The following is a 14676-nucleotide window of genomic DNA, read 5'->3' as shown; positions in this document are numbered from 1 at the left end:
TGGCATGGCTGCCGGCACGGCAAACCTTCCCAAGCGCGGCCGGGACGTCGTCCATGCCACGGGTGAAATTCTCCGTTCGGATTGCGCTCGCGGGCCCGGTCCCTCGGGGGACTTCTTCGTGCCGTCCGGCAGTGCCGCGATGTGACCCGTATGCCTTCCTGTTCCCTCAGCCCTTGTTCTTGTTGTAGACGTCGAAGACCACGGCGCCGAGCAGCACCAGGCCCTTCACCACCTGTTGCCAATCCACGTTGACGCCCATGATCGACATGCCGTTGTTCATGACGCCCATGATGAAGCCGCCGACCACCGCGCCGATGACCTGGCCGACGCCGCCCATGGCCGAAGCGCCGCCGATGAACACCGCGGCGATGACGTCGAGCTCGCTGCCGAGGCCCGCCGCCGGCACGGCCTGCCCCAGGCGTGCCGCGATGATCAGGCCGCCAAGCGCCGACAGCACGCCCATGTTGACGAACACCATCAGGGTCAGCCGCTCGGTCTTGATGCCCGACAGCTGCGCCGCCTTGGCATTGCCGCCCATGGCGTAGATGCGGCGGCCGATCGTCATGCGTTTGGTGACGAAGACGAACAGCGCGATCAGCACGCCCATCACCATGAGAACGATCGGCAGGCCCTTGTAGGTGGCGAATTGGTAAACCAGGAACAGCGCCAGGGCGCTGGTCACCAGCGTCTTCACGACGAACAGTGTGAAGGGCTCGGCTTCATAGCCATGCTGCTCGCGGGTGCGCCGCGCCCTGAGCCCGAAATAGGCATAGGCGAGCACGGCGACGAGGCCGATCACGATCGTCGTCATATGCAGCGTCAGGCCGCTGCCGATGATGGTCTTGCCTGCGGCGTTCACGGTCGGCGGGATCAGCATCAAGGGGCCGATCACGTCGGGAATGAAGCCGGAGCTGAGTGCCTTGAAGCCGTCTGGAAGCGGCCCAACAGAAGACCCGCCACCCAGCAGCGCTTGGCAGATGCCGCGGAAGATCAACATTCCCGCCAGCGTGACGATGAAGCTCGGTATTCGGTGATAGGCGATCCAGTAGCCTTGGGCCGCGCCGATGCAGCCGCCAATGACGAGACAGATGATCGACACAACCAGCGGATTGCTCAATGGGCCTAGCGGCCAGATGACCATCATCATCGCCGCCAGCGCGCCGATGAAACCGGCGACAGAGCCGACACTGAGGTCGATATGACCCGAAACGATCACCAAAAGCATGCCCAGCGCCATCACGATGATGAAGGAATTCTGCTGCACCAGGTTGCTCAGGTTCACCGGCTTGAACAGCGTGCCGGACGTCGTGAACTGGAAGAACACCATGATGGCGATCAGCGCCAGGATCAGGCCATATTCGCGCAAATTGGTGATCAGCGCCGAGACGGCAACGCGCGGTCCCTGCTGCACATCTTCGGCGACGCCGCTTTTCGGCGCGGGAGCGCTTTCGGTGCTCATGATGCTTTTCCTTCTCCCCGAACGATGGCGCGCATGATCTTTTCCTGGCTGGCATCACTCGCCGCCATTTCGCCGACCATGCGGCCTTCATTCATGACGTAGATGCGGTCGGTGATGCCGAGCAGTTCCGGCATCTCCGACGAGATGACGATGATCGCCTTACCCTCGGAGGCGAGGCGGGCGATGATGGTGTAGATTTCGTACTTGGCGCCGACGTCGATGCCGCGCGTCGGCTCGTCGAGGATCAGCACTTCCGGATTGGCGAACAGCCATTTCGACAGCACCACCTTCTGTTGATTGCCGCCCGACAGATTGCCGGTCATCTGATAGACGCTGGACGAGCGGATGTTGGTCTTGGCCTTGTAGTCGTTGGCGACGGCGAGTTCGCGCAGGTCGTCGATCACGGCGTGGCGCGAGACGCCCGGAAGGTTGGCCAGCGTGATGTTGTGCTTGATGTGATCGATGAGATTGAGACCGTAGGTCTTGCGGTCTTCGGTGACGTAGGCAATGCCGTGCTCCACCGCCTTGCTCACCGATGAGACATCGATCGGCTTGCCCTTGAGCAGCACCTCGCCGGTGATGCGGCGGCCATAGGAACGGCCAAACAGGCTCATCGCGAATTCGGTGCGCCCGGCGCCCATCAGCCCGGCGATACCCACCACCTCGCCCTTGCGGACATTGATATCGATGCCCTTGATCACTTGCCGCTCGGCATGGATCGGGTGATAGACCGACCAGTTCTTCACCTGGAGCACGATCTCACCGATCTTCGGCTCGCGCGGCGGATAACGGTCGTCAAGCGAGCGGCCGACCATCGAGGTGATGATGCGGTCTTCCGAGATGTCTTTCTTGGCCAGCGTCTCGATGGTTCGCCCGTCGCGGATGATGGTGACCTTGTCGGCGACCCGGTTCACCTCGTTGAGCTTGTGCGAGATCAGGATCGAGGTGATGCCTTGCCGCTTGAACTCGAGCAGCAGGTCGAGCAGCGCCTGGCTGTCTTTTTCCGACAGGCTCGCCGTCGGCTCGTCGAGGATCAGCAGCTTCACTTCCTTGCTGAGCGCCTTGGCGATCTCGACCAGCTGCTGCTTGCCGACGCCGATGTTGGTGATCAGCGTCTTGGGGTCCTCCTTGAGGCCCACCTTCTTCAGCAAGGCGCTGGTGCGTGTCTCGTTGGCATTCCAGTCGATGATGCCAAATCTGGCGTGCTCGTTGCCAAGGAAAATGTTTTCGGCGATCGACAGCATCGGCACCAGCGCAAGCTCCTGGTGGATGATGACGATGCCCTTGTGTTCACTGTCGTGAATGCCTTTGAAATGGCATTCCTCGCCACGGTAGATGATCGCGCCATCATAGGTGCCGGACGCATACACGCCTGACAGCACCTTCATCAGCGTCGATTTGCCGGCGCCGTTTTCGCCGACCACGGCATGGATCTCGCCTTCCTCGACGCTGAGGTTGACGTTCGACAGCGCCTTCACGCCGGGGAACGTCTTGGTGATGTCGCGCATCTCCAAAATCGTCGAGGCCATCAGGAATACCGCTCCTCCGAGGTCCGGAACAATGCCGGGGGGCTAGTATGCGAATTTTGGATTCGCCGCGCTAGCAAAAAGGGGCCCCGCTGCGCGCGGGACCCCAGGCTTTGCAAAAGCGATTACTTCAGGTCTTCGGCCTTGATGTAGCCGGAGTCGACCACCAGGGCCTGGTAGTTCGACTTGTCGACTTCATGCGGCGTCAGCAGGATCGAGGGAACGACCTTGACGTCGTTGTTGTAGGTCTTGGTGTCGAGGCCTTCCGGCTTGCCGCCCGAGAGCACCTTGTCGACCAGACCGACAGTGGCCTTGGCCAGTTCGCGGGTGTCCTTGAACACGGTCGAGTACTGCTCACCCGAGATGATCAGCTTGACCGAGGCGGTCTCGGCATCCTGGCCGGTCACAACAGGCCAGGGCTGAGCGGCCGTGCCGTAGCCCACGGCGCGCAGCGAGGCGGTGATACCGCGCGACAGGCCGTCATAGGGCGACAGAACGCCATCGACGCGGCTGCCGTCCGAGTAGTTGGCGGAGAGCAGGTTGTCCATGCGCGCCTGGGCGGTTGCCGCCAGCCAGCGCAGCGTGCCGACCTTGTCCATGCCCATCTGGCCGGACTTCACGACCAGCACCTTGCTGTCGATCAGCGGCTGAAGAACGGACATGGCGCCGTTGTAGAAGAAGAAGGCGTTGTTGTCGTCGGGCGAACCGCCGAACAGTTCGATGTTGAACGGACCCTTCTTCTCCGGATAGCCAAGGCCCTTGAGCAGCGAATTGGCCTGGATGACGCCGACGCCGAAATTGTCGAAGGTGGTGTAGTAGTCGACATTGGCGGTCTTCTTGATCAGGCGGTCATAGGCGACGACGACGACACCGGCGTCAGCGGCCTTCTGCAGCGCATCCGACAGCGTGGTGCCGTCGATGGAGGCGATGATCAGTGCCTTCGGCCCCTTGGTGATTTCGTTTTCCAGCTGGCTGAGCTGGTTGGGGATGTCATCCTGCGCGTATTGCAGGTCGACGGTGTAGCCGAGAGCCTCGAGCTGGGACTTGACGGCGTCGCCGTCGTTGATCCAGCGCTGCGAGGTCTTGGTGGGCATCAGCACGCCTACCAGACCTTTGTCGGCCGCGTAGGCTGTGGCCGACATGGCTGCGATGCTGACCGCCAAGGCGGCGACTAATGTCTTGATGATTTTCACTTAACTCTCCCTGGTTGATGGACGCGGCACCCCGGGGGTCGCGGGCCGCGCAATCGTGCAGAAGCGCCAAGGCACTGCTGCCGTCATATCGATCTCCGGTATCCTCCCATGGCTCCGAGGCGCTGATTTCAATCGATACGATTTTTCTCGTCAGCGACCGTCGCGTCTCGGAACGCGCGAAGGGTGTGGCCCTTTGCCATAACTGTCAAATGCGATCTTTGATGGTTGCTATATCACTATTGGTATGTGTTATGAGATGTCACGGGACCGCCGACAATACCGGCCGGCGGCGAGTGGAGGCGGCGAAAAGCCATGGTGGCGCTACGGAATCCGACAGCGGTTTCAAATGGTTACAGCGAAATGCCGGGCGACGGCGAAACCCTGCTGCGCAGTGGTCTCAGCCTGCGTCACATGCGCATGATCGTCGCGCTCGACGATCATGGCCGGGTGAGCGCGGCGGCCCAGGTCATGAACATCTCGCAGCCGGCGGCCTCGCGCATGATCGGTGAGATGGAGGCTGTGCTCGAGGTCAAGCTTTGCGAAAGGCTGCCGCGCGGTATCACGTTGACCCCGTACGGCAAGGCACTGGCCAGGCGCGCGCGCTCGATCCTGCTGGAGATGCGCGAGGTCGACCGCGAGATTTCCGAGCTCAAGGCGGGCAAGGGTGGTTCGGTGTTCCTGGGTGCCGTGACGGCGCCGGCGATCGAACTGGCGGTGCCGGCGATTCGCGAGATCCGCCGCCTCTATCCGCGCATCGAGATCACCATGCAGGTCGAGACCTCCAACGTGCTGGCGCGCGAACTGATCGCCATGCGCCATGACTTCATCATCGCGCGCATCCCCGACGATCTCAATCCGCGCCTGTTCGAGTCGCGCGTCATCGGCGTCGAGAAGGCGTGCCTGATCGTGCGCCGGGGCCATCCGCTCACCAGGGGCAAGGTGGTGCGGCTGGAGGAGACCGCCAGCTATGACTGGGTCTTCCAGTCGGGCGGTTCGCCCTTGCGCCAGGCAATGGAGAGCAATTTCCTCAACCGCAACATCGCCCTGCCGGACCGGATCCTCAACACCAGCTCGCTGCTCCTGACCCTGGTCATGGTCGCGCAGTCCGACGCCATTGCGCCGGTCTCGGTCCAGGTGGCGAAATTCATCCAGAATCCCGACGGGCTGGCCGGCGCCATCGACGTCGTCCACACCGAATTCGACATCGAGGTCAGGCCCTACAGCCTGATCACCGTGAAAAACCGCGTGCTGTCGCCCGCCGCCAAGATGCTGCATGACTTCATTCTGCGAGAGGTGGGATAGCGGCCACTTCGGCAAGGTTATCCTGCCCGACGCACGAGTTTGATCACCAGAGAACTTCAGCATCGAACGGGTGACCGGATGATCCCCCACGGATGAAACGGTCCATGGGCGACAGATCCGATGCGGCGGCTCCAGGTCTGACCGCCAACGGCGAATACCATTGCCGGCAGTGGCTTCGCCCTTGAGCCAGTCGGTTCCGGCCTCTACAACCTAAGGCGAGGGACTACACTTTCCTTGAGAGCGCCATATTTCCCTTAACTAATGAACCTCTGCGGACAACCAGCAATGGGGACACATGAAAGGCGTGGCCATATTAACCGAGGCTCGTAGCGGCTCCGAATGGCTCGGCAGTCTCACCAACAGCACCGGCACTTTTGGCAATTCGGCCGAATGGCTCGATACGATCAATCTGGGGTTCAAGCCGAAATCATTCGATGAACTTCTTCCGCTGTAATCGACCGCGGCGGGACCGCGAATGGCAGGTTCGCGGTAAAGTTGTTCCCACGGCATCTTCACTGGTCGCAGGCGAAATATGGAGCCGACTTCCTCGCCGAATGCGTCAGGCGCCATGATATGGGATTGGTCCTGCTGGAGCGGAGAGACCGCCTTCGTCAAGCAATTTCCCATTGCCGGGCGAAGGCAACCGGCCATTGGAAAAGCACGATGAACGGCGCGGATTTGGTTCCGCAATACGACTTCGCGGGCATCTGCCAGGCCTACTTCCTGATCGAGCAGAGCTATGCCTTCTGGGAGGCCTACTTGCGCATTGGCAATCTGACTTACGACCATTTCTTCTATGAAGACCTGTTGGACGACCCTCGTCCTTATGTCGAATCGATGGCCCGGCAATTGTCGGTCGAAATGCCGGAAGGCGAGTTCAAGACGAATTTACGGTTGCAGCGGGACACACACACCGAAGACTGGGTAGAGCGGTTCCAAAATGACGCCAAATCCAAGAGCCCATTGGCCCATCTCCCCGAAAACGTGGCGCCGCGCAACATCGACAATCTCGCTCGGTTCCTTCTGAAGAAACAGATGCGAATCAGCCAGGCTTAGACAGCCTGTTCGAACCTTCCGGAGTGGTTGGAGCGGGTAGCGGGAATCGAACCCGCGCGTTCAGCTTGGGAAGCTGACAGGCTACCATTACATCATACCCGCGTGAGCCCTCGTTATCATGACGGCATGCCTTGGGGCAATCGCCAAAGCGGGCCTCGTGCCGGCGCGGCCAGATCAGGCGCCGGGCAGGTAGATCACCGCATAATCGTCCGAATAGGCGCGCTTCCAGCCCAGTTCGTCGAAGAAGGGAATGCGGCTGTCGCCGGTCGACAGCAGCGCCCAGCCTATGGCGTATTTCTTCAGCTGGGCTTGCAGCAGCGGCCTGCCGTCACTGTGCCCCATCTCGTCGTCGGTCTTCGTGAAGCCGCCCAGGAACAGCTGGTCCGTCCGTCCGTCGATATAGGTCTTGATCCCGTGGAAGATCAGCGTGCCGCCGAAATTGTAGGAATTCAGCACGTTGCCGGACAGATGATGGCTTTCGGCGAATGCCAGCGCGCCGCTGGCCGACGTCTTCTGGCTCGGCGCGACCTGATACGAGCTGCCAAGCACCAAGGCCGCACCGACTACCAGAACGGTTGCCGCCCCGCAGATCGGGTAGAACCGCCTGGCGAAGAATTTTTCCACCCCGTCGCGCTTTTCAGTCAGCCATGCGGGAGCTGAAAGCGAGGGGTATTGCCGCGCGACCTCGGCCGCGATCACCAAGGGAATCAGCAGGAAGAACAGATACACGAAGCGCATGTGGCCGAGGAACATATGCAGGGTGAAGATGATGAACAGGGCCTTGGGCCAGCCAATTCGCAACCGCGATACCAAAAGCCCGAAAAGCGCCACCAGCATCGCGACTTCCTGGAAAGGCTGTTCCTGAGCATTGAATGGCCGCCACTCGAGGATGAGTGGCACGGCCTCATTGCCATAGGCGACGGTGAGCGTGGCCAGGATGGATTTCACGCCATAGGGATGGATCAGACTGACCAGTGGGCAGAGCAGGCCGAACGCGACCCATTTCACCAGGAGGAAGGGTTTCGACAGGCCGACGCGCGCCAGCAGATCCAGACCGGCAAAGGCGGCGATAACGAAGCCCAGGGTGAAGGTGGCGTGCAGGTTGGCCCACAGCACGACAAGCACAAGCAGCCACCAGGGCGGGGTTTTCTCTTCTTGCGCCGCACGAAACAGCATCGCCGTCCAGATGACGATGATCGGCAAGGTGAAGACGTGGGGGCGCGCCGTATAGATCGGATCGATCAGGAAGGCCACGAGGAACGCCAGCGCTGTCGCCAATATAGGCTTCAGCCAGGCGCTGAGAAACCATCCCGTCAGGAAGACCGTCAGGCCGACCGTGGCGATGATCAGCGTGACCACCCCGTTCCAGCCTCCCGCCTGGTAGGCAAGCGCCAGCAGGACTTGCCCAAGCCACTCCTTGGCGATCCATGGCTGGCCGGCAAAAGTGTGGGAGTAGGGGTCGGCCGTCGGAAATGTCCGGTTTGCCAGGAAATCCAGTCCGACCTTCACTTGCCACCAATTGTCGGGATCCTGCAGGAGGGCGCCGGCAAAGGCCGCCAGTACCGCCGCTATGACACAGGCAACCAACAGACAGAATATCAACCTGGCCCGCTGTGCGTCCTCGAGCGCGGGCCTTGCCGGCGCGATTGCTGCCGCCTCGCTCATATAGCGGCTCCAGGCCATTTCGCGTTCACTCCGGTCGAGGAATAGGGAGCACCCGCACCGCCGACGAACACGAAACAGGCCGAGACCGCGCCAGGGCGAAAGCCATCGGCACGGCTGAAGGTCCATTGGCGGTTGAGGAAGAAGCCGAGGACAAGGCCAGCGGCATAGCCCGTGGCATTGGAAATGATGTCGCCAAGGCCCAGCGCGAGCCCGGCCAGGATGACCGCGTATCCCAGCGCCGTGTTCAACATCCCGACGGCGCCAAATCGCGGCATCCTCGGATCGTCAAACGGCAGGCTTGACCGCATGCGCAAAATACTGGGCTCCGACAGGAATCTTGGTGAGGAAGCGCTCGAACGGCCTCAGCCTGGCAAGCAGCCGGGGAAAGAAGATACGGTAGATGATCCGGGTGTTGGAAAGACCCGCCGCGGCCATCCGCTTGCGCATCTCGCGGGAGTTGATCAAGACCGCGTTCTCGTCGAAAGCGCAATTTCTCACAGCGTGGGTGGTCAGCGGGTTCCACGGATTGTGTTCGAAAAGAAAGAAGCTGCCGCCATCGGCCAGCACCCTGCCGATCTCCGCGAGCAATCCGATCTGCAGGTCTTCGGGAATGTGGTGGAAGACGCAAGCCGCGAAGGCCAGGTCGAAGCTGCCGTCGGCAAACGGAATTGTCTTACCGTCGAAATGCGTGAATGAGGCCTGGCCGGGAAAGCGCTTGCGGGCGATGTCGAGCGATTCCCGCGAAGGATCGAGCAAGACGATCTCGCTGTCTGGAAACGCTTTGCGCATATGGCCGAGCGAATTGCCGACGCCGGCGCCGAAGTCGAGTATCCGTCGCGGTTTCACACCGGCCCGCCGCAGCGTCGCGGCAACGTCGTCGATCTTGTACTTGGCGAAGAAGTCCGGCGTTTCGCCGCTCAGCCTTATGCTCGCGGCATGCTGTTCCTGATACTCGCGCGCAAACTGGTCGAACTCCGCCTCAAGCACGCGCGGCCCTCTTTGCCATCTCCTGCAGGCGATGGAGAGGCAGGTTCTTGTCCTCGGCTGCCTGGCTGCGCGAAACGATCTCGTTGACGAGGTAGAGCGGTCGCCGCTTTGTCTCCATGTACATGCGCCCGAGATACTCGCCGAAGATGCCAAGCACCATGAGCTGGACGCTGCCGAGGATCAGCATGATCGCGGCAAGGCTCGTCCAGCCGGGCAACACGTTTCCGGCGGTCCATTCGAACAGGGTGTAGCCGAGCACGACCAGCCCCAGAAGTCCGAACATCATGCCGAGCAGCGAGGCGAACCGTAGCGGTGCGATGGAGAAACTGGTCATCGCGTCGATCGCCAGGAGAACCATCTTCTTCAGCGGATAGTGGGTGGTGCCGGCAAAGCGCCGGTGTCTTTCATAGGGGAAAGCCACCTGTTTCAGCCCGATCCAGCTCACCATGCCGCGAATGAACCTGTAGCGTTCAGGCATCGCGTTGAGATGATCCAGCGCGCGGCGGCTCATCAGCCGGAAGTCCCCGGAATTCGGTGCTATGTCGACGTCGACCATCCGGCCCAGCAAGCGATAGAACATCGAGGCGGAGGCCAGCTTGAACCAGCTTTCACCGTCGCGCGTCAGCCGCTGGCCGTAAACGACATCGAAGCCTTCATTCATCTTCGTCATCATCGCGCCGAGCAGTTCCGGCGGATCCTGCAGGTCGGCATCGAGAATGAGAATGCGCTGGCCGCGACAGAATTCGAGCCCCGCGGTCAACGCGATCTGGTGGCCGTAGTTGCGGGCAAGGTCGATGGCGACGACATGGTCGTCCTTTTCGGCAAGCTGGAAAATGGCTTCGCGCGTCCCGTCGGTCGCGCCATCGATGACCAGGACGATCTCGTAGGAACGGCAGTGTTCCAGGCAAGCGGCCGTCACCCGCCGATGAAGTTCGGCCACTCCATCCAGTTCATTGTAGCATGGGACGACCACCGACAACATGACGGCGCGTCGCGTGGTGATGTTTTCCGTCTCCACCAAAAGCCTGGCTCCCGCTATTTGATTGGGAATAGCGGCAATTGGTTAGAAAACAGATAAGCCGCCGGGATCGACCGCAGCCGTTGGTTGGCCGCCTTCTCCGCCACGCGTTTTGACGCCGTAAGCCCCGTCACCAACGAACAGGCAGTTCCATGCGGATGCGGATGCGGACGCCGGGCCAAACCCCACCAATAGCGCGCCTGGCGAGGTTCCGCGTCCCGATCACTTGTCCGAGATGCAGGGGGCTCGCCAGTTGTCCAACTCTCGCGTGACAGAGCTACTGGCTCGACGCACCGTGTTCCACGCGACAGCCGCGCTGGCTTGATGGATGGCCGGCGAGTGCGTATCTCTGGGCCTGTCCCCTGAATCGGGGCGACCGAAGCTGGAGACAGGCCTTGTCCGCACTGACACGCTTCCTCGGCGACTCGCCGCTCAGGGTGATCCTGAAGCTGCTGGTGGTGTCGTTCCTCGTCGGCCTGGTCATGAACGCCTTCGGCTGGTCGCCGATGGACGTGCTCTACGGCATCCAGAAATTCTTCATCGACCTATGGAACCTGGGCTTTCACGCCATTGATCGTTTCCTTGGCTATATCCTGCTGGGTGCGGCAATCGTCGTGCCGGCCTTCATCCTGCTCAGGATCGCCAGCTACCGCAAATGAACCGTCAGGCATAACCCGAAGCCACCTCGAACAGGATGGCGTGCCGCGCCGCAAGCACCGCCACATCGGTGGAATAGCCCCCGCCGATGACGCCGCAGACAGGAATGCCGAGCGCGCGAAAATGGCTGATAACCATCTCGTCGCGGGCGCGCAGACCGTCATCCGTCAGCGACAGCCTGCCCAACCGGTCCTCGGCATGGACGTCGACGCCGGCATTGTAGAACACGATATCCCAGCGCGCTTTGGCGGCCAGCTCCGGCAGGATGCCGCCAAGCGTCTCGAGGTAGGCGGCGTCACCGGTGCCGTCGGGCAGTGCGATGTCGAGGTCGGAGGCGATCTTGCGCACGGGGTAGTTGCGGTCGCCATGCATGGAAAAGGTGAACGCGCGCGGCTCATCGCTCAGAATGTCCGCCGTGCCGTCGCCCTGATGCACGTCGAGATCGACGACCAGGATCTTTTGTGCCGTGCCCTCAGCCAGCAACATCATCACGGCGACGGCGACATCGTTGAAGGTGCAGAAGCCGGCGCCTTGCGCGCGCCGCGCATGATGGCTGCCACCGGCGGTGTTGCAGGCGATGCCGTGCCGCAAGGCCAGTCGCGCCGCCAGCATCGTTCCACCGGTGGCAAGCTGCGCGCGCAACGAGACGCGGGGGCCGACTGGAAAACCGATCTCGCGTTCGATTTTCTCGGGTACCGTGCAGGCGAGCACCTGATCGACATAGGCCGCCGCGTGGGCAAGCTTCAGCCATGACGCCGGCGCTGGCTTGGCGGTGTTGAGCGCGTTGGGGCCGGCCAGTCCGCGTGCGCGCAAGGCGTCCATCAGCAACGGGTACTTGCTCATAGGAAAGCGATGGTTGACGGCGAAGCCGGCGTCATAGTCGGGGTGATGGACGATCTGCAGGGGCATCGGAGCTCGCGCCAGGGTCAGGGAATCGATTGGCCGTTATCGGATGAATGATTGCGCGATGCGAGCAAAGTGGGGCACATCGGGTGCCCGATCAAGCCGCAAACAGCAAGGTAGAAGACCTTTGGACGAGGGTGCAATCCCAGCCGACGCGAGATCCTTTGTCGTCACCAACCGTTCCGTGCTCGCCATCGCGGTGCCGATGACGCTTGCCTATCTGACGACGCCGCTGCTCGGCCTGGTCGATACGGCGGTTGTGGGACAGTTCGGCGACGCCGCCTTGCTCGGCGGCCTGGCGGCCGGGGCGCTTGTTTTCGACGTCGTCTTTACCACCTTCAATTTTTTGCGCTCGGGAACCACCGGCCTCGTTGCGCAGGCTTTCGGGCGCGGCGACGCCCTGGAGGAACAGGCGGTGTTCTGGCGCGCCGTGCTGATCGCGGTCGTCGCTGGCATCATCCTCGCCGCGCTTGCTCCTCTGGTCGCCATCGCCGGGCAGAAATTCATGGGTGCCGAACCGCGCGTCAGCGAGGCGATGGCCGTTTACATCCGCATCAGGCTGCTCGCCGCACCCTTCTCGCTGATCAACTATGCCATCCTCGGCTATGTCTTGGGGCGCGGCGAAGGCGGGCTCGGACTGGTTCTGCAATTGGTCCTCAACGGCATCAACATCGCGCTATGCTTCCTGCTCGGCCTGAAACTCGGCTGGGGTGTCGCCGGCGTCGCCTGGGCGACCGTCACCGGTGAATTCCTTGCCATGCTGCTTGGTCTCGCCATCGTTGTCAGGCGCTTCCGGGCGACGCCGCCCTTGCCGCGCCATCGCCTGCTCGATATGGCCGCCTTCCTGCGCATGCTGTCGCTCAACCGCGACATCATGATCCGCTCGTTCGCGCTGCTTGCCGCCTTCGCGCTGTTCACCCGCCAGGGTGCGCAGTTCGGCACGGTGACGTTGGCCGCCAATGCCGTGCTGATGAATTTCTTCCTCGTAGCCGGCTATTTCCTCGACGGCTTTGCCACGGCCGCCGAACAGCTCGCCGGCCGTGCCGTTGGCGCGCGGGCGGCCATCCCCTTCCGTCGGGCTGTCAGGCTGACCCTGTTGTGGGGGTTCGGGCTGGCCGGGACGGCGACCCTCGTGCTGCTGATGGCCGGGGCCAATCTGGTCGCCCTCGTCACGACGTCGGAGGAGGTCCGCTCTGTGGCCGACATCTACCTGCCGTGGGCGGCGTTCACCGCGCTGAGCGGTGTGCTGGCGTTCCAGATGGATGGCGTCTTCATCGGCGCCACCTGGTCGCGCGACATGCGCAACATGATGCTGCTGTCGTTCCTGGTTTTCGTAGCAGCGCTGCTCACCCTTGCGCCCGCCTTCGGCAATCACGGCCTGTGGGCGGCGCTGCACGTCTTTCTGCTCGCGCGCGGCTTCAGCCTGTTGGCCATTCTGCGGCTGAGGCTACGGACGGTGTTCAGCTAAGTGGCTTCGTCGCCCATTGATCGAGATGGCCGTCGCGCAATTCGCGAATGGACTTGAGCCGCGACGTTTCGACAAAGCGTGCCATCCCGGCGACGATTCGCCCCGGCAATGCAGGGCCGGCATAGATCATGCTGGTGTAGAGCTGGACGAGATCGGCTCCGGCAAGGATTTTTTCAAGCGCCGTATCGGCGGAATCGACGCCGCCGACGCCGATGATGGCAAGCTCGGGTCCGAGCAGTTTGCGCATCCTGGCCAGCACGATGGTCGAGCGTTCGAACAGCGGCTTGCCGGAGAGCCCGCCGGTCTCGCGCGCGCTGTCGCCGCTGCGCAGCGCTGGCCGGGAGATGGTGGTGTTGGAGACGATGACGCCGTCGATCCGTTTCTCGGTGACCTCGGCGGCGATGTCCTCCAGTTCCGCCTCGACCAGGTCCGGCGCGATCTTGAGGAAGACCGGCGGCTGCGCCGTTGCCAAGGCGCGTGCGGCCATGACGCGCGACAGCAGCTCGCCAAGCTGCTCGCGCGCCTGCATGTTGCGCAGGCCGGGCGTGTTGGGCGAGGAGATGTTGACCGTCAGATAGCTGGCGTAGGGTGCAAGGCTGGCGACGCCGCGCTCATAGTCGCCAATGCGGTCGGTGCTGTCCTTGTTGGCGCCGATGTTGACGCCGACGATGCCGGAACGCCCCTTGCGCGCAGCAAGGCGTCTTTCGGCGGCCGCGTGACCTTCATTGTTGAAGCCCAGCCGGTTGATCACCGCTTCATCCGCCGTCAGTCGGAAGATGCGTGGCTTCGGGTTGCCGGCCTGTGGCAGCGGCGTGATCGTGCCGACCTCGGCAAAGCCGAAGCCGAGCCCAAGCAAAGCGTCGGGCACCTCGGCGTTCTTGTCGTAGCCGGCCGCCATGCCGAGCGGATTGGGGAAGTCGATGCCGCAGACGCTGACCTTCAGCCTGGCGTCGCGTGTCGGCCGCCCGGTCACCGGCAGGCCGCACCGCAGCGCCGCGATCGACAAGCCATGCGCGGTTTCCGGATCGAATGTGAACAGCAGCTTCTGGCCGAGCCGGTCGAGCACGCTCATTCGCCCTCCAGTGCCGGGAACTGGTGAGCACCGTCGGCGCCAAGCGGCAATGGTCGGACCCACAGCACGGCTTTCAGGTCCAGCACGCCGTAAAGATGTGGAAACAGCGCGCCGCCGCGCGAAACCTCGTATTTCAGCGCACCGCCCAGGCTGGCGCCGTCGATGGCGACCAGCAGCAGGCCGGTCTGGCCGGCGAAATGCCTTGCCGCCGTTTCCCTGACCTGCGCCGCCGTGGAGAAATGGATGAAGCCGTCGGCGACATCGATCGGCGCGCCGGTGAAGCGGCCATTTGTTTCGGCCTCGCGCCAGGGCGCTTCCGGGGTTATCTTGTAGATAATCTGAGACATGGTTGCGCTATAGTCCGAACCAG

At 62.5% G+C, this 14676-nt stretch carries 15 protein-coding genes and 1 tRNA gene; 5 read left to right on the top strand and 11 right to left on the bottom strand.

The genetic code is table 11. The features are described from left to right. Positions 1-166: 166 nt before the first annotated feature. The 3 genes from mmsB to chvE all read right to left on the bottom strand — a co-directional run bounded on the left by mmsB (position 167) and on the right by chvE (position 4178). Positions 167-1459: a multiple monosaccharide ABC transporter permease gene (gene mmsB, locus AC56QQ_RS33190; RefSeq protein WP_489859347.1), complete on the bottom strand. Its 1293-nt coding sequence runs from the start codon at positions 1457-1459 to the stop codon at positions 167-169. Next, on the bottom strand, positions 1456-2988 hold the full coding sequence (mmsA, locus tag AC56QQ_RS33185) for a multiple monosaccharide ABC transporter ATP-binding protein (RefSeq protein ID WP_091579784.1): 1533 nt from the start codon (positions 2986-2988) through the stop codon (positions 1456-1458). The genes mmsB and mmsA overlap by 4 nt, the downstream gene beginning before the upstream one ends. 122 nt (positions 2989-3110) lie before the next feature. After that, positions 3111-4178 carry a multiple monosaccharide ABC transporter substrate-binding protein gene (gene chvE / locus AC56QQ_RS33180; protein WP_497124800.1) on the bottom strand — a complete coding sequence of 356 codons (1068 nt, stop codon included), beginning with the start codon at positions 4176-4178 and terminating at the stop codon, positions 3111-3113. 312 nt (positions 4179-4490) lie between these two features. On the opposite strand from chvE, the gene AC56QQ_RS33175 reads away from it, so the two are divergent. The 3 genes from AC56QQ_RS33175 (at position 4491) to AC56QQ_RS33165 (ending at position 6536) form a co-directional block, all read left to right on the top strand. Further along, positions 4491-5480, top strand: coding sequence for a LysR family transcriptional regulator (locus AC56QQ_RS33175; RefSeq protein ID WP_497124799.1), 990 nt, complete (start codon positions 4491-4493; stop codon positions 5478-5480). A gap of 295 nt (positions 5481-5775) precedes the next feature. Next, entirely contained in the window at positions 5776-5934 is a 159-nt protein-coding gene (locus AC56QQ_RS33170) for a hypothetical protein (RefSeq protein ID WP_497124798.1), read from the top strand. Between the two features lie 119 nt (positions 5935-6053). Further along, positions 6054-6536: a Stf0 family sulfotransferase gene (locus tag AC56QQ_RS33165; protein ID WP_497124797.1), complete on the top strand. Its 483-nt coding sequence runs from the start codon at positions 6054-6056 to the stop codon at positions 6534-6536. A gap of 28 nt (positions 6537-6564) precedes the next feature. Here the strand turns inward: AC56QQ_RS33165 and AC56QQ_RS33160 are convergent. From AC56QQ_RS33160 to AC56QQ_RS33140, 5 genes are all read right to left on the bottom strand, one after another. Next, positions 6565-6638: transfer RNA gene (locus AC56QQ_RS33160), tRNA-Gly, on the bottom strand. Between the two features lie 72 nt (positions 6639-6710). Continuing rightward, complete coding sequence (locus AC56QQ_RS33155; protein WP_497124795.1) at positions 6711-8201, bottom strand: hypothetical protein; 1491 nt, start codon at positions 8199-8201, stop codon at positions 6711-6713. After that, positions 8198-8476 carry a GtrA family protein gene (locus AC56QQ_RS33150; protein WP_497124794.1) on the bottom strand — a complete coding sequence of 93 codons (279 nt, stop codon included), beginning with the start codon at positions 8474-8476 and terminating at the stop codon, positions 8198-8200. The genes AC56QQ_RS33155 and AC56QQ_RS33150 overlap by 4 nt, the downstream gene beginning before the upstream one ends. A 10-nt stretch (positions 8477-8486) precedes the next feature. Then, positions 8487-9188 (bottom strand): class I SAM-dependent methyltransferase, encoded by a 702-nt coding sequence (locus AC56QQ_RS33145; RefSeq protein ID WP_497124793.1) that lies wholly within the window; start codon positions 9186-9188, stop codon positions 8487-8489. Further along, on the bottom strand, positions 9181-10170 hold the full coding sequence (locus tag AC56QQ_RS33140; protein WP_497129214.1) for a glycosyltransferase family 2 protein: 990 nt from the start codon (positions 10168-10170) through the stop codon (positions 9181-9183). The genes AC56QQ_RS33145 and AC56QQ_RS33140 overlap by 8 nt, the downstream gene beginning before the upstream one ends. Before the next feature lie 431 nt (positions 10171-10601). Here AC56QQ_RS33140 and AC56QQ_RS33135 point away from each other — a divergent pair, with 431 nt between their 5' ends. Continuing rightward, on the top strand, positions 10602-10865 hold the full coding sequence (locus AC56QQ_RS33135) for a DUF6460 domain-containing protein (protein ID WP_256754505.1): 264 nt from the start codon (positions 10602-10604) through the stop codon (positions 10863-10865). A gap of 4 nt (positions 10866-10869) precedes the next feature. Here the strand turns inward: AC56QQ_RS33135 and AC56QQ_RS33130 are convergent, their stop codons facing one another. Beyond that, a complete protein-coding gene (locus AC56QQ_RS33130) occupies positions 10870-11772 on the bottom strand; it encodes a histone deacetylase family protein (RefSeq protein WP_497124792.1) in 903 nt (300 codons plus the stop codon). A gap of 121 nt (positions 11773-11893) precedes the next feature. Here AC56QQ_RS33130 and AC56QQ_RS33125 point away from each other — a divergent pair, with 121 nt between their 5' ends. After that, positions 11894-13234 carry an MATE family efflux transporter gene (locus AC56QQ_RS33125; protein WP_497124791.1) on the top strand — a complete coding sequence of 447 codons (1341 nt, stop codon included), beginning with the start codon at positions 11894-11896 and terminating at the stop codon, positions 13232-13234. Here the strand turns inward: AC56QQ_RS33125 and AC56QQ_RS33120 are convergent. Then, complete coding sequence (locus AC56QQ_RS33120; RefSeq protein WP_497124790.1) at positions 13227-14306, bottom strand: quinone-dependent dihydroorotate dehydrogenase; 1080 nt, start codon at positions 14304-14306, stop codon at positions 13227-13229. The genes AC56QQ_RS33125 and AC56QQ_RS33120 overlap by 8 nt on opposite strands. After that, positions 14303-14653, bottom strand: a complete 351-nt coding sequence (locus AC56QQ_RS33115; RefSeq protein WP_489859410.1) for a DUF952 domain-containing protein — start codon at positions 14651-14653, stop codon at positions 14303-14305. Before AC56QQ_RS33115 ends, AC56QQ_RS33120 begins: the two co-directional genes overlap by 4 nt. Between the last annotated feature and the right edge of the window lie 23 nt (positions 14654-14676).

This window comes from Mesorhizobium sp. RCAM 05099 (assembly GCF_059683685.1).
This window is presented reverse-complemented; position numbering and strand designations above follow the sequence as displayed.

What these genes read in the sequence shown, in the direction of transcription:
- mmsB (WP_489859347.1), bottom strand. Translation starts at nt 1,459, where the DNA reads ATGAGCACCGAAAGCGCTCCCGCGCCGAAAAGCGGCGTCGCCGAAGAT.
- mmsA (WP_091579784.1), bottom strand. Translation starts at nt 2,988, where the DNA reads ATGGCCTCGACGATTTTGGAGATGCGCGACATCACCAAGACGTTCCCC.
- AC56QQ_RS33175 (WP_497124799.1), top strand. Translation starts at nt 4,491, where the DNA reads ATGGTGGCGCTACGGAATCCGACAGCGGTTTCAAATGGTTACAGCGAA.
- AC56QQ_RS33170 (WP_497124798.1), top strand. Translation starts at nt 5,776, where the DNA reads ATGAAAGGCGTGGCCATATTAACCGAGGCTCGTAGCGGCTCCGAATGG.
- AC56QQ_RS33165 (WP_497124797.1), top strand. Translation starts at nt 6,054, where the DNA reads ATGGGATTGGTCCTGCTGGAGCGGAGAGACCGCCTTCGTCAAGCAATT.
- AC56QQ_RS33155 (WP_497124795.1), bottom strand. Translation starts at nt 8,201, where the DNA reads ATGAGCGAGGCGGCAGCAATCGCGCCGGCAAGGCCCGCGCTCGAGGAC.
- AC56QQ_RS33150 (WP_497124794.1), bottom strand. Translation starts at nt 8,476, where the DNA reads ATGCCGCGATTTGGCGCCGTCGGGATGTTGAACACGGCGCTGGGATAC.
- AC56QQ_RS33140 (WP_497129214.1), bottom strand. Translation starts at nt 10,170, where the DNA reads ATGTTGTCGGTGGTCGTCCCATGCTACAATGAACTGGATGGAGTGGCC.
- AC56QQ_RS33130 (WP_497124792.1), bottom strand. Translation starts at nt 11,772, where the DNA reads ATGCCCCTGCAGATCGTCCATCACCCCGACTATGACGCCGGCTTCGCC.
- AC56QQ_RS33120 (WP_497124790.1), bottom strand. Translation starts at nt 14,306, where the DNA reads ATGAGCGTGCTCGACCGGCTCGGCCAGAAGCTGCTGTTCACATTCGAT.
- AC56QQ_RS33115 (WP_489859410.1), bottom strand. Translation starts at nt 14,653, where the DNA reads ATGTCTCAGATTATCTACAAGATAACCCCGGAAGCGCCCTGGCGCGAG.